Origin of the sequence: Marinobacter denitrificans, from assembly GCF_008795955.1 — a bacterium.
Lineage (GTDB): Bacteria > Pseudomonadota > Gammaproteobacteria > Pseudomonadales > Oleiphilaceae > Marinobacter > Marinobacter denitrificans.
The window spans coordinates 200964-215274 of record NZ_VMHN01000004.1 but is presented as its reverse complement, the minus strand read 5'-3'; the positions used below and the strand labels follow the sequence as shown (position 1 = coordinate 215274).

Annotated in this window: 13 protein-coding genes; 9 read left to right on the top strand and 4 right to left on the bottom strand. The window is 57.0% G+C overall.

Translation table 11 applies throughout. The features are described from left to right. The first annotated feature begins 81 nt into the window (after nt 1-81). The 5 genes from FO268_RS14400 to FO268_RS14380 all read left to right on the top strand — a co-directional run bounded on the left by FO268_RS14400 (nt 82) and on the right by FO268_RS14380 (nt 5507). Nucleotides 82-1458, top strand: coding sequence for a solute carrier family 23 protein (locus tag FO268_RS14400; protein ID WP_150994015.1), 1377 nt, complete (start codon nt 82-84; stop codon nt 1456-1458). Between the two features lie 250 nt (nt 1459-1708). Continuing rightward, nucleotides 1709-2542: a metal-dependent hydrolase gene (locus FO268_RS14395; protein WP_150994014.1), complete on the top strand. Its 834-nt coding sequence runs from the start codon at nt 1709-1711 to the stop codon at nt 2540-2542. A gap of 108 nt (nt 2543-2650) precedes the next feature. Next, on the top strand, nt 2651-3601 hold the full coding sequence (locus FO268_RS14390) for a DegV family protein (protein WP_150994013.1): 951 nt from the start codon (nt 2651-2653) through the stop codon (nt 3599-3601). A gap of 171 nt (nt 3602-3772) precedes the next feature. Then, on the top strand, nt 3773-4801 hold the full coding sequence (locus tag FO268_RS14385) for a hypothetical protein (protein WP_150994012.1): 1029 nt from the start codon (nt 3773-3775) through the stop codon (nt 4799-4801). A gap of 52 nt (nt 4802-4853) precedes the next feature. Continuing rightward, nucleotides 4854-5507: a LysE family translocator gene (locus FO268_RS14380; RefSeq protein WP_150994011.1), complete on the top strand. Its 654-nt coding sequence runs from the start codon at nt 4854-4856 to the stop codon at nt 5505-5507. Here the strand turns inward: FO268_RS14380 and fdxA are convergent, their stop codons facing one another. Both fdxA and mutS read right to left on the bottom strand, forming a co-directional pair. Next, a complete protein-coding gene (gene fdxA, locus FO268_RS14375; protein WP_114613659.1) occupies nt 5508-5831 on the bottom strand; it encodes a ferredoxin FdxA in 324 nt (107 codons plus the stop codon). A gap of 138 nt (nt 5832-5969) precedes the next feature. Next, nucleotides 5970-8603, bottom strand: a complete 2634-nt coding sequence (mutS, locus tag FO268_RS14370; RefSeq protein WP_150994010.1) for a DNA mismatch repair protein MutS — start codon at nt 8601-8603, stop codon at nt 5970-5972. An 82-nt stretch (nt 8604-8685) separates the two neighbouring features. Between mutS and FO268_RS14365 the strand changes: the two genes are divergently transcribed. The 3 genes from FO268_RS14365 (at nt 8686) to FO268_RS14355 (ending at nt 10882) form a co-directional block, all read left to right on the top strand. Next, a complete protein-coding gene (locus tag FO268_RS14365) occupies nt 8686-9186 on the top strand; it encodes a CinA family protein (RefSeq protein ID WP_150994009.1) in 501 nt (166 codons plus the stop codon). Between the two features lie 146 nt (nt 9187-9332). After that, the gene (gene recA / locus FO268_RS14360) at nt 9333-10379 is read left to right on the top strand and encodes a recombinase RecA (RefSeq protein WP_150994008.1); all 1047 of its coding nucleotides are present in this window, start codon (nt 9333-9335) and stop codon (nt 10377-10379) included. 35 nt (nt 10380-10414) lie between these two features. Beyond that, nucleotides 10415-10882 carry a flavodoxin family protein gene (locus FO268_RS14355; protein ID WP_150994007.1) on the top strand — a complete coding sequence of 156 codons (468 nt, stop codon included), beginning with the start codon at nt 10415-10417 and terminating at the stop codon, nt 10880-10882. Nucleotides 10883-10889: 7 nt separating this feature from the next. On the opposite strand, the gene FO268_RS14350 is transcribed toward FO268_RS14355, so the two are convergent. Both FO268_RS14350 and FO268_RS14345 read right to left on the bottom strand, forming a co-directional pair. After that, nucleotides 10890-11267: a PilZ domain-containing protein gene (locus FO268_RS14350; protein ID WP_150994006.1), complete on the bottom strand. Its 378-nt coding sequence runs from the start codon at nt 11265-11267 to the stop codon at nt 10890-10892. A 178-nt stretch (nt 11268-11445) separates the two neighbouring features. After that, a complete protein-coding gene (locus FO268_RS14345; RefSeq protein WP_150994005.1) occupies nt 11446-11730 on the bottom strand; it encodes a hypothetical protein in 285 nt (94 codons plus the stop codon). Between the two features lie 167 nt (nt 11731-11897). Here FO268_RS14345 and FO268_RS14340 point away from each other — a divergent pair, with 167 nt between their 5' ends. Continuing rightward, complete coding sequence (locus FO268_RS14340) at nt 11898-14306, top strand: Lon protease family protein (RefSeq protein ID WP_150994004.1); 2409 nt, start codon at nt 11898-11900, stop codon at nt 14304-14306. The last annotated feature ends 5 nt before the right edge of the window (nt 14307-14311 follow it).

Below are 14311 nucleotides of genomic sequence, written 5' to 3'. Positions count from 1 at the left end.
CCGGCATAACCCGACGCCCCGAACCCATCAACACAAAAACAACATCAGGCGCGGCTTGCTCCGCGCCAGGAGAACTTCCGTATGCAAATGTACCATCGTAAGAACGGGGAAGAGCAGCCGTACTGGCCTGCAGGCCCCTTCAAGATTCGTCTGCCGTTCGTCCATTACCGCTGGGAATTCGCGGAAATGGTGCAGGGGTTGATCATGTTCGTGGTCAGCCTGGCCATGATTCCGCTGCTGGAGAAATACCTCGGCGTGCCCTACGACGTGGCCCTTGCCTACGTGGTGGTCTGCGGCATCGGTTTCATGTTGCCGGCGTTGTTGGGTGTGCCGCTGGTGCCGGGCTGGATCACTCCGGGTATTCCCGTGGTGCTGCTGTTTCTGGGTGATTACCAACCCGGCGCCGAGGCCATTCAGGCCCTGTTTGCGCTGCAGTTCCTGGTGTTCATTATCTTCCTGGTACTGGGTATTACCCGGCTTGGCAGCAAACTGGTGGAGTTGATACCCCGATCCATGAAGGGCGGGATCATTATAGGCGCCGGTATTGCCGCCCTGATGGGGGAGATTGAAGCTGGTGGCCGCCTGGCAGAAACCCCGATTTCCCTGATTGTCGGTGGCCTGGTCTGTCTCTATCTGATGTTCTCCGTCTCTTTCAAGGGGTTCGTGGACAGCAACAGTATCGCCCGGAAAATTGCCAACTACGGCATGGTGCCGGGAATGGTGGTGGCCATTGCAGTGGGCTTCGCCACCGGTGAATACGCCGTGCCCGATGTCGAGTGGGGCATTACCAGCCCGGCGTTTGGCGAGCTGTGGAATTACCTGCCGTTCTCGGTTGGCTTCCCGGATGCCAATGTGTTCCTTTACGCCATTCCGACCGCGGTGATTGCCTACGTAATTGCGTTCGGCGATATCGTTGTAGGCCAGTCCCTGATGAGCCGCGTGGACCACCTGCGTAAAGACGAAGACATCGACAACAGCATTGACCGTGTGCATCTGGTAACAGCCCTACGTAACGGAGGTCATGCCTTTTTTGCCCCCTATCCTGGCCTGGCAGGTCCGATCTGGACAGCGGTTACCGCTACCATGGCGGAGCGCTACAAGTACGGCCGCAATGCCATGGAGTCCATCTACAGCGGTGGTGGTACCTTCTGGATCACCGGTTTTATCGCCGTCTTCATGCTGCCGCTGGTGAGCTTCTTCCAGCCAGTGCTGCCGATCGCACTGTCGCTCACCCTGCTGCTGACTGGCTATATCTGCCTGATGGTGGGGCTCGAGCAACTGGAGAACAACACCGAGCGTGGTATCGCCGGCACCATGGGTGTGGTGCTGGCGGTTTATGGTGCAGGCTGGGGTCTGGCCACCGGCGCGGTACTGTATTTACTGATAGAGCGCACCAGACTGATCGGATTTACGGCAGACCCGGAGGCGCCGGGCGTCAAGGCAGCGGAAGAGCACTAAGCGGTGGCCTCCGTGTTCGGCGGAGGCCACCACCCCCTGTGTGTCCTTGGAGGTATCGGCTTCGCCATACCTCCTTTTTTATGAGCGTTGACGATCTGTCATTTTGTGACAACCTGTCGAATTTTTTCTGTTTTTGCCTTCCTTCCCAACTGAATTCGGGTTTAAACTGGTATCCCTGATCAATTTTCGTACGCGGTTTTACGCTGTACGGTGAATGCCGCTCCATAATCACAATAAACCGGAGGCAGTCATGACTATCAGTTCCACCCCCGAGGGCGTTTCCGTTTCCCCGCGGCACCTGCGCTTTGATCTTGCTGCCGATCTTGAAACGCTCTGGCACAGCAACGACACGTTCCGTACAGCCTTCTTTAACGCACTTTCCCTTCAGTTCCCGGACGGGGAGCAACAGTTTATCAATGCGGTCCGCCTGTATCGTGACCAGGTAGATGACCCCAAGCTTAAAGAGGAAATTCGCGGTTTTATTGGCCAGGAAGCGTTGCACAGCCGGGAGCACAAACATTACAACGACGCCCTGAAAGCCCGTGGTTACGATATCGATGCCATTGATGAGCGCTTCCGCAAACACATGGAATGGGTGGGCAAGCTGCCCCCCAGCCGGCAGTTAGCCGGAACCTGTGGTGCTGAGCACTACACGGCCGTACTTGCAAATGCGATTCTCAAACACCCGGAGTGGATGGAGGGTGCGGCCCCCGGTATGGCGAGGTTGTGGCGGTGGCATGCCATTGAAGAAACCGAGCACAAATCCGTGGCTTTTGATGTCTACCGCCATTGCGTCGGCAACGAGCGGTTGCGAAAGATCGTGTTCCTGTTCGTGACGTGGAATTTCTTCAAGTACACCTTTCTCAATACCTGCAGCCTGCTGAAGACTGACGGCAAGCTCTGGAACCTGGGCACCTGGGTTGGCGGAATCAACTTTCTGTGGGGTAAGCCGGGGGTGTTGAGAAAGTGTCTGCCGGACTTCCTTGCCTATTTCCGGGAGGGCTTTCACCCCTGGCAACAGGATAATCGTGACCTGATCGATAAAAACCTCAATGAACTTGAGCTGGAGCAAACTGCCGGCTAGCAGAGTGCTGAAATTGCCATGGCTTTGTGTAAGACTGGGCGCTGCCACGAACAATGACAATAAAAGGGGAGTGTCCGGCAGGAACAACTTCCCATAGCTGGAGGCCCCATGCGCGTTGGTCTTATAGTGGATTCGGCTTGTGATTTACCCTACGATTTCAGCCGTAAACACGACCTGTTCGTTCTGCCCGTGACCGCCGTTATCGACGGCCAGACCTATATTGATGAGCATGAGCCGGTGCGAACCCAGGAGTTCTACCAGAGCGGGCTGCTGCAAAAGGGTCACCACGCCGAAACGCAGGCCTTTTCCCCCCAGCAGATTCATGACCTGTTCATGGAAAAGATTGTCACCCAGTTTGATGTCGCCATTTGTGAAACGGTTACCCGCTCCCGCAGTCTGATTTTCCAGAACGCCACGGAAGCCATGAACAGCGTCATGTCCCATTATGAGGAAGCACGCAAAGCTGCCGGGCGTGAGGGTAAGTTTTCCATGCGCGTCATCGACAGTAAGCAGATTTTTGCTGGCCAGGGCCTGCTGGCGGCCCACACGCTCAGGCTGATCAAGCAGAAACTGTCAAAAAATGCCCTCCGTAATGAAGTCGAAACCTTTACTGACAAGATTTATACCTGCGTGATTCCCCGTGATCTGCATTACATACGGGAACGGGCCCGCAAGCGCGGCGACAAGAGCGTCTCTGCGCTGGTGGCCTTTCTGGGGAAGGCTCTGAACATCACCCCGGTGATTTTCGGCCAGGGTGCCGAAGGCCAGCCCGCAGCCAAAACCCGCAGTTTTGAGATGGCCGTGGAAAAGGTCATGAACTATGCCGCTGGCCGGGTGGAAGCCGGGCTGCTGAGCCCCTATGTCAGCCTCTCCTGTGGGTTGACCTGGACTGAAATTGAGGATCTTCCCGGCCTGAACCGCCTCAGGGACGCCTGTGAGAGTAATGGGGTGGAGCTGTTGCTCTCCCAGATGGGGATTACCAGCAGCATCTACGTGGGCCCCGGAAGCCTGTGCCTGGCCCTTGCCGCGGAACCCCACGAATTCAACGATTTCCAGTAACTCCCTACCATGCAGTTCGGGGGTAGAATGCCTGTCCGGGGTAGAATGCCTGTTGGCCTGCCCGCACCCTTTCCACTGTATCTTCGGCAAACGCAGCTGCCACGGCTTCGTGTTAGCCTCATATTGCTCTAATCCTCATCACCCACTTTCAGATTGCACCGGACCGTGACTATGACCAAAGGCAAAACGGATCTCGCCAATGCCCTGCTCGAACAGCATGTAAAACATGAACTCGCCTCCCTGAAAGGGGCAAAACTGCGTCGTTTTCTTGCGACCGAAGTGGACGAACTGTTTGGCTACGCCAGTAGCGTCACCCTGAATCGCCTGACCTCTGTGGAACAGGTCATGGGCGTGATACGGCGCGTCGTGATTGATATGGAACTGGGTGCCGGGATACCGGAAATGGCGGCCGAAATGGCCACGGAAGTACTGAACGCACCGGTACAGAAAACATCAAGGCTGCGGGATATTATCACCCGCGATCAGGCAACGGGTTTCGTCGAAGAAGCCCTGGAGCTACGCCAGCAACGGGAAAGGGTCATCAGTGAAATTATGGCTCATCCAGTCTATCAGGAGTTGGTGTCGAATGTGGTTTACCAGGGCGTGGTGAATTACCTCTACGAAGACAACCTGATCACCAAGAGCGTTCCGGGCGTAGGCTCGATGATGAAGTTCGGCAAGCGCTGGGCCAATAAGGCGGTACCCGGGCTGGATGAATCCTTCGAGCGCCGATTCAAGGCCTGGCTTTCGGACAGCCTGCCAGGGCTGATTGCTCGCAGCGAGCAATTCCTGCACGGCGCACTGACGGACGACGAACTGCGTGACAGCGTGATGGCTGCCTGGGTTGCTGTGGAAGACCGCACTATCCAGGAGCTTCATGAAGGCCTGGGTGACGTCGAGTTGCAGGAATTTGTGGTACTGGGGTATGAGTTCTGGCTGCAGTTCCGTAAGACCGGGTATTTTGAAGGTTGTGCCACGGCGGTGGTGGAGCACCTGTTCACCATGTACGGCGACAGGCCAGTGATCGAACTGCTGAGCGATGTGGGCGTAGACCATGAACTGGTGATGGCAGAAGTGGATGCCCTGGTAGTTCCGGTCATAGACGTGCTGCGAGAGGAGGGGTATCTTGAAGCCCTGGTTCGCCGTCGCCTCGAACCGTTCTACAAGTCGGCAGCGGCGAAAAAACTACTGCAGCAGTAGCGCTGAAGACGCCTGCTGCCCTTGGACTTTCTGTTTCTAGGGGTGTTTGGGAATGTGGGTGCCGACCGAGCTGTTCTGGGCCTATCTGGTGGCCATTTCGCTGCTGACGGTGACGCCGGGAGTGGATACCCTGCTGGTGATGCGGAATGCCGGACGCGGCGGTTTGCGGGATGGTTGCGTGACCAGCGTCGGGATTTGCAGCGGTCTTTTTATTCATGCCAGCCTCTCGGCTCTGGGCATTTCCATGTTGCTGGTGGAGACTGCCTGGGCGTTTACCGGGCTCAAGTGGGCGGGCGCTTGCTATCTGATCTGGCTGGGGCTGAGTTCATTGCGACAGGCAATGAAGCGCGCCCCCGGAAAAAGAGTAGAGGCGGAGGCCACCGGTGCTGCCACTGATCGAATGGCATCGGTTTCAACTGCCGTGGCGTTCCGTGAAGGCCTGTTGTCCAACGTACTGAACCCGAAAACAGCCCTGTTTTATATGGCATTGTTGCCCCAGTTTATCGATCCGGCCGGGAATGCCTTCCAGCAGTCGCTATTTCTGGCGGCGGTTCACTTTGTGCTTGCTATGATGTGGCAGTGTGCACTTGCGGGGGTGGTGGTGAGATCCCGCCGGTTGGGGGTGGGGCAGGGCGTGAAGCGCGCCCTGAATGCGTTAACCGGCGGTTTCTTTGTCGCTATTGGTGCGAAGCTGGCTTCGCAATAATCACTTTTCCAGATACTGCAGCTTGTCGGGTTTGCCGTCCCACTCTTCGGCGTCCGGCAGCGGATCTTTCTTCTCGGTGATATTCGGCCACTTCCCTGCCAGGTCGGCGTTGAGTTCAACAAACTGGACCTGATCTGCGGGTAGTTCGTCCTCCGAGAAGATGGCCTCTGCCGGGCACTCGGGCTCACACAGGGCGCAATCAATGCATTCGTCCGGGTCGATCACCAGAAAGTTCGGGCCTTCGTAGAAGCAGTCAACCGGGCATACTTCCACGCAGTCCGTGTATTTGCACTTGATGCAGTTATCGGTAACGACAAATGTCATAGTCAGCTTCCTGGTCCAGTAGTCAATCTCATCGGTGTAATAATAATTGCGCGATATTGTATTGAGCGGCCTGCCCACTCGCAAGCACCGAGGGGCTATATCGTTATTACATGGGTCAATTCTGACGCATTTTTCCGCTTATTTGTTCAGAAGTTCCTTCAATTGATACAGGCGGTCCAGCGCGTCCCGGGGCGTCAGCCCGTCAACATCCAGTTTCGCCAGGGTTTCTTCCACCTTGCTGGGCTCCAGGCTGGCAAACATGTCCCCCTGCATCACCGGTTCGCTGGCGCGGGGAGGGCGTTTCGCTTTGTCTGGCTCGACGGCAGCTTTCGTTGCCGTGCCAAGCGCAGGGTTGGCTGGTGCCGCGCTACCTTCAAGGTGGGACAACTGCTCACGGGCGTTACGGATAACCTCCTGGGGCACGCCCGCCAGTTTTGCTACCTGGAGCCCGTAGCTCTGGCTTGCAGGGCCGTCGTGGACATTGTGCAGGAATACGATGGTGTCGTCGTGCTCCGTTGCAGTCAGATGAACATTAACCGCATGCTCCAGGCCATCCGCCAGTTGCGTGAGCTCGAAATAGTGGGTGGCGAAGAGGGTATAACAGCGAATATGTTTTGCCAGGTGTTCCGCCGTGGCCCAGGCCAGGGAGAGCCCATCGAAAGTACTGGTGCCGCGCCCGACCTCGTCCATCAGCACCAGGCTGTGTTCGGTGGCGTTATGAAGGATGTTGGCCGTTTCCGTCATTTCCACCATGAACGTTGAACGGCCCCCGGCGATATCATCCGAAGAACCCATGCGAGTGAAAATACGATCCACCGGGCCAATGACCACGCGGTTCGCAGGCACAAAGCTGCCGGTATACGCCAGCAGGGCAATCAGGGCCGCCTGACGCATATAGGTGGATTTACCGCCCATGTTCGGACCAGTGATTACCAGCATGCGGCGCTGTTCGTCCATCAGCAGGTCGTTGGGGACGTAAGGGTCGGTCAGCAGTTGTTCCACTACCGGATGGCGGCCTTCCTCGATATCGAAGCCCGGAGTGTCGCTGAATTCAGGCGCGTTGAAGCGCAGGCTCGTGGCCCGTTCGGCGAAATTGCTGAGCACGTCCAGCTCCGCCAGGGCCTGGGCTGCATCCTGCAAGGGGGCCAGTTCAGCGGCGACGGCTTCCAGAACCTCGTCGTACAGGGCTTTCTCCCGTGCCAGTGAGCGGCTCTTGGCACTGAGGGCCTTGTCCTCAAACTCTTTCAGCTCCGGCGTGATAAACCGTTCGGCGTTCTTCAGGGTCTGGCGGCGGATGTAATCCACAGGTGCCTGGCCGGACTGGGCGCGGGAAATTTCAATGTAGTACCCGTGCACCCGGTTGTAGCCCACTTTCAATGTGCTGATGCCGGTGCGCTCCCTTTCCCGGGTTTCCACATCCAGCAGAAACTGGCCGGCGTTCTCGCTGATGTTACGTAGCTCGTCCAGCTCTTCGTCAAACCCTTCCCGGATAACGCCGCCGTCGCGAATGACCACCGGCGGGTTGTCGATGATGGCACGCTCCAGCAAATCTGCCAGCTCCGGGTATTCGCTGATGGTGGTTGCCAGTTTTACGATATGGTGGGAGTTCACCGGCTTGAGGGACTGCTGCAAGTCCGGCAATGTCTGGAAAGCATCCCTGAGCCGCGCCAGATCCCGGGGGCGGGCAGAGCGTAACGCCACCCGCGCCAGAACCCGCTCGATATCGCCAATGCTTTTAAGCAGCTCGTGGACCGGCTCGTAGTGGAACCCGTCCAGCAGGGCGGAAACCGCCTGCTGTCGTTGTTCGACGAGGGTCACATCACGCAATGGCCGGTTGAGCCAGCGCCGCAGCTGGCGGCCTCCCATAGCGGTCGCCGTACGGTCCATCACCCAGGCCAGGGTGTGCTGGGTGCCGCCCATCAGGTTGGTGTCTATCTCCAGGTTGCGGCGGCTCGTGGCGTCCAGAATTACCGCCTCTTCGCGGCGCTCCCGGCTGAGTTTGCGAATATGGGGCAGGGCGGTGCGCTGTGTCTCCTTCGCGTACTGCAGCAGGCAACCGGCAGCGCAGATCGCCAGGGTGAGATCTTCGCAACCAAACCCGGTCAGATCACGTACCTGTAATTGCTGGGTCAGCACCCGGCGGGCGGTGTCGGCTTCAAATAACCAAGGGCCCTGGCGGCGAATGCCGGTATAGCCTTCCAGTACCTCCTGATAGGGGAAATCTTCGCTGATAAGGATTTCCGCCGGCCTCAGGCGCTGAAGCTCCCCCTGCAGACCCTCAAGGTCATCCAGCTCGGATACTGTAAAGCGGCCGCTTGAAATATCCAGCGAGGCAAAGCCAAACTGTTCCCGGTGGCTGTAAATGGCCACTAGCAGGTTATCCCGACGGTCCTCCAGAAAAGCATCATCGCTGAGCGTCCCAGGTGTCACAATGCGCACAACCTGGCGATCTACCGGCCCCTTGCTGGTGGCCGGGTCGCCAATCTGTTCGCAAATGGCGATGGATTGACCAGCTCGGACCAGACGTGCAATGTAACCTTCAGCGGAGTGGTAAGGAATGCCGGCCATGGGAATCGGGCTGCCTCCTGACTGCCCGCGGGCAGTCAGGGTAATGTCCATCAGCTCGGCGGCCTTTCGGGCGTCGTCGTAAAACAGCTCATAGAAGTCCCCCATACGGTAGAACACCAGTTCGTTGGGGTGTTCGCCTTTGATTTTGAGGTATTGCCTCATCATCGGGGTGTGCTGGGACAGATCGGTCTGGGCTGCTGACATGAACGGTTCCGGATCCATTGGCTTTATGTGAAGGCAGGGATTGTAAGAAAATAACCGCCATGATGAAACGAAGGAGATCATTATGCCACTGACTGACCAGGCATTGGCGGACGCAGGTAACCAACTGGCCGAATTGCTGGAGCGGCGCGAGCTTACCATTGCCACCGCCGAAAGCTGCACCGGCGGCTGGGTTGCCAAGGTATTGACTGACCGCGCAGGTTCGTCGGCCTACGTGCTGGCTGGGCTGGTTACCTATAGCAATGACGCCAAAAGGGCATTGCTCGGAGTTACGGAGGCCTCCCTTGACGAGCAGGGCGCGGTCAGCGAACCGGTGGTGCGAGAGATGGTGGCCGGGGCACTGTCCACAACCGGTGCCAGTGTTGCGGTGGCTATCAGCGGCGTTGCAGGCCCTGGTGGCGGTAGCGACGACAAGCCAGTGGGTACCGTATGGTTTGCCTGGGGCCGTTCTCCGGCAGACACCGTAGCGGTGGTTGAAACCTTCCCGGGCGACCGTGATCAGGTGCGGCGCCAGGCTGTTCTGCATGCGTTACAGGGGGTTAGGAGCTTTCTGGAAAACTCCTGAAGCGGAGGGGTTGGTCTTGCCCCGATGTTATGTTTTAATACTGTTCAAATATACAGGAGTCCGGTTTTTCCGGGCTCCTGAGCTAACGATTTCGGCCGCCGGGCTTCCGCCCCGATAACGGCACAGGCGACAGAGGGTTTGTAACAATGGAAGACAACCGCAACAAAGCACTGAGCGCAGCGCTTAGCCAGATTGAACGCCAGTTCGGGAAGGGTGCCGTGATGAAAATGGGCGATCAGCCCCGGGAAGCCATTCCTGCAGTGTCCACCGGCTCTCTCGGCCTGGATGTCGCTCTGGGCATTGGTGGCCTGCCTTACGGGCGCATCTGTGAGATCTATGGCCCCGAAAGCTCCGGTAAAACCACGCTGACCCTCCAGGTGATTGCCGAAGCCCAGAAAGCCGGTAAAACCTGCGCCTTCATCGACGCAGAGCACGCCCTGGATCCCATCTACGCCGAAAAACTGGGCGTTAACGTGGACGATTTGCTGGTATCCCAGCCGGATACCGGTGAGCAGGCACTGGAAATCGCCGATATGCTGGTTCGTTCCAATGCGGTGGACGTAATTATTGTTGATTCTGTTGCGGCCTTGACGCCGAAAGCCGAAATTGAAGGCGAGATGGGCGACAGCCACGTAGGTCTGCAGGCCCGCCTGATGTCCCAGGCCCTGCGCAAACTGACCGGTAACATCAAACACGCTAACTGCCTGCTGATCTTCATCAACCAGATCCGCATGAAAATCGGCGTTATGTTTGGTAGCCCCGAAACCACTACCGGTGGTAACGCCCTGAAGTTCTACTCGTCCGTTCGCCTGGACATCCGTCGTATCGGCTCGGTGAAAGACGGCGACGAAGTGGTCGGTAACGAAACCCGCGTAAAAGTGGTCAAGAACAAGGTTTCCCCGCCGTTCAGGCAGGCCGAATTCCAGATCATGTACGGCAAGGGCATCTACCACATGGCCGAAGTGCTCGATATGGGCGTGAAGGAAGGCTTCGTGGACAAGTCCGGCGCCTGGTACGCTTATAAGGGAGACAAGATCGGCCAGGGCAAGGCCAACGCCTGCAAGTTCCTGGAAGAGAACCTTGATATCGCCAAGGAAATCGAAGCTGCTGTACGTGACAAGCTGATGCCCAAGCCGGTGAAGAAAGAAGCGGCTGAAGAGGCAACAGCAGACGCTAACGGAGAGCTTCTGTAAGCGCTGTTTTTTTCGATGCTGAGGGGGGGGGTGTCATGGACGCGAAAAAGCTGTTGATCGTTGCCCACGCCCCCTCCCCGAATACCCTCAAACTGCGGGAAGCGGTAGAGCAGGGCGCAAAGCACGAAGACATCGAAAATGTGGAGGTGACCGTCCTTCCGCCACTGGAAGCCGGCCCGGATGACGTTCTGGCCTGTGATGCAATCATCCTCGGCACCACTGAAAACCTCGGTTACATGAGCGGGGCCCTCAAGGATTTCTTTGACCGTAGTTACTATCCCTGCCTGGAAAAAACCCAGGGGCTGCCTTTCACCTTTTATATCCGCGCCGGGCTCGACGGCACTGGCACCCATCGTGCCATCGAATCCATTACCACTGGCCTACGCTGGCGCCTGGTTCAGGAGCCATTGCTCTGTCATGGTGAGTACCGGGATGAATTCGAGGAACAGTGCCGTGAACTCGGGCTTTATATGGCGGCTAGTCTGGATGCGGGTTTGTTCTAGGAAAGGGTCAGCTGGCGTAGCGGTTATAGAAGCCTTCGATGCGTGAAAGGGCATTATCCACGGTTCTTGAATACCCTCTTTTCTCAAAGCAGTAACTGAACTGAAGGCTTATCCGATAGCCTGTCTGGAAAGGCTGGCAGTTGACTACCTGAGCGGCCACGCGGGATTCGCGGATATACTTGCCATCAAAGTCCATATACAGCCGCGTGCCGACCTCTACTGGCCTCGGGCAAAGCACGGCCATGCCGTAACGGTTCATATCAATGCAGGTGACCGCGATGGAATTCTTCCCCCGACCGAAAAAACCACGTTCCTGCAGCTGTACCTTCAGGCACATCGCAGGGTAGCGGTCCTTGATTCTGCGGTCTGCGGAATCATTCGTCATAGGTTGATATCCGTTGCTGATCTTGTGATTGTTATCGGCCCGTTTTTCCATCGGGACATGGAGTTTAGTTCCCGAAGGAGTGACTGAAAAATGACCAATCAAAGAACTGTGATCAGGTTATCAAAAACGAAACGCCGGTACCTGTGTCAACAAACCATGCCCATGCAGTCTTGATGTTCTACGCCCGGGTACTGACCAATCGGCCTCTTCGGTCTTCTACCGGGGCTTCCTGGCCGGTCTTCGGGTGCAGTAGGCGGGGGCTGCGCCTGGAACGTTTCTTGCGGCGGTCCGGCCCTTCAAAAGCCACCTGCGCACGACGCCGGTCGGGTTGTACTCGACGATCTCCCTGTGGCTTTTCCGGAGACGGGGTTGGTTGCTGCGGTTCAGGTAGCGTAAAGGGTTTGCGCTTGCGCAGTGACTCCAGCACTGTCAGCGGTTGCGATTGATTGCGGTAAATATCCATTCTGTAAGTGCCCTGTCTGTGCCTTTCTGCGGTGGATAATTATGCCCGATTGATCAATTTATCGACAAGTTTGGCTAAAACTTTAGCCTGTGCGCGACAGGGCGGGCCCCAGATTCTACAATGACCGCCCATAACCAAATGCTTTCATACCGTTACAGGACCGAACCTTGAAGTCACTGTCCCTGAACCAGCTTTATAAAGCCTGTGTTTTAAAAGATTTACCGTTCAAGACTACCCGTCAACTTGAGCCCCTGGCAGAAATTGTCGGCCAGAATCGGGCCCAGGCGGCGGTACGTTTTGCCCTGGCCATGCCCCATGGTGGTTACAACGTGTACGCGGTGGGGCGCAACGGGATCGGCAAGCGCACCATGATGCTGCGCTACCTTGAGCACCATGTGGACACCGACAATCAGAGCCACGACTGGTGCTATGTCGCCAACTTTGAGGAGCCTCGCGTACCCAGGATGCTCAGGCTGCCTGCGGGCAAGGGCACCGAGTTGAAGCAGGATATGGAAAAGCTGATGGGGCGTCTGATGAAGATGATTCCCCAGACGTTCGACAGCGACAGTTTCCTGGAGCGTGCTGAAAAACTGAAGAACGACTACGGGCGAAAGCAGGAAGACGAGCTGGAGAAGGTCGCCGCCCAGGCCAGGCGCAAGAAAGTCAGTCTGAATATCACAACCCCGGGCGGCTATCGCCTGGTGGCAATGAATGGTGACGAACCTCATACCGCCGAGTCGTTCCAGGCGCTGACCGAAGCGCAGCGGGACAAGTTCGAAACCGAGATCAACAAACTTGAGAAAAAACTCAGACAGGCGTTGCGGAAGCTGGCGGACTGGGAGCAGGAATACGCCGAGGACCAGCAGGCGCTTAATGAGGAAACTCTGGAGGGGATCTCCGGCCACCAGATCGATGAGCTGGTTGAAAAATACCAGGACCAGCCGGACGTGGTTTCCTACTTCGAGGCGGTGCGCAAGGATTTGTCAGAGAGCCTGGAAATCTTTCTGGAAGACAATGAAGAGCAGGCTGCAATAGCCTATGCGTCGCTGGATAAAAAGATGCCCCGGCGGTATCTGGTGAATGTGCTCGTCCACCAGAAAACCGATGAAGTGCCGGTAGTGGTGGAGGATAACCCCACGTATCACAATCTGTTTGGTTACGTGGAAAGCGTGACCTTCAAGGGTACCGTGTTTACCGATTTCTCCCTCATTCGCCCCGGCAGCCTTCACCGTGCCAATGGTGGCTATCTGTTGATGGATGCTATCAAGGTTCTGGAACAGCCGTTCGTGTGGGATGGCCTCAAACGGGCTCTGCGCTCGAAGACCATCCAGATCAATTCGCTGGAACGGGAACTGACTCTGTCCGGGACTATCTCACTGGAGCCTGAAGAAATTCCGCTGGACGTGAAAATTGTGCTGTTCGGCGACCGGGAAACCTGGATGTTACTGCAGGAACACGATCCGGAGTTCGCGGAGCTGTTCCGGGTAACGGCGGATTTTGAGAACGAGATGATGCGTACGGATGAAAGTCAGGTGCTGTACGCGAAGTTCATCGCCAGTCTGGTGGATGAAAAGAAGCTTCTTCACTGCAGCAACAAGGCGGTCGCACGCATTATTGAACACAGCGCACGCATGGCCGAGCATCAGGATCGCCTGTCATTGCATGCCGCGGATATTGCCAACCTGTTGCGCGAGTCGGACTACTGGGCGCGCCAGGCTAACGCACGGCTGATCCAGAACTCTCATGTGGATCAGGCGCTGGAGAGTGCCCGTTATCGCAGCAGCCGGATCCGGGATCAGTTCTACGATTCCATTCGTGACGGATCCACCCTGGTATCCACCACGGGTACCTGCGTGGGACAGGTGAACGCGCTGTCAGTGCTTTCCACCGGCGGCTTCGAGTTCGGTCTGTCCAACAGAATTACTGCCACCTGCTATTATGGAGATGGTGCGGTGATGGATATCGAGCGGGACGTCAAGCTGGGGGGCAACATTCACTCCAAGGGTGTGATGATTCTCAGTTCGTGGCTTTCTGCCCATTTCGCCGTCAATGACCCCATGCATCTGTCGGCGAGCCTGACGTTCGAGCAGAACTACGGCGAAGTGGATGGTGACAGTGCTTCTCTGGCCGAGCTGTGCGCGTTGGTTTCAGCACTTTCCGGGCTGCCCGTGCGCCAGGACCTGGCGATTACCGGGTCCGTCAACCAGTTTGGCGAGGTCCAGCCGATTGGTGGCGTCAACGAGAAGGTCGAAGGTTTCTACAGCACCTGTAAACTGACCGGAGAGTTGACCGGAACACAGGGTGTTATCGTACCTGCAACGAATGTGCAGAACCTGATGCTCGACCAGGAGGTTGTTCAGGCTGCACGCAACGGCCAGTTTCACGTGCACGCGGTGACCCGTGCAGAAGAGGCGATCACGCTTTTGCTGGGTAAGCCGGCGGGCAAGGCAGACAATAAAGGCAGGTATCCCAAACAGAGCGTTTTTGGCATGATCCAGCAACGTCTGGAGAAGATGCGTGAACACGAGCGCCAGGAGCATGCCCGGGATGAAAACAAAGATCCGTCGATTCACTAAGGTGC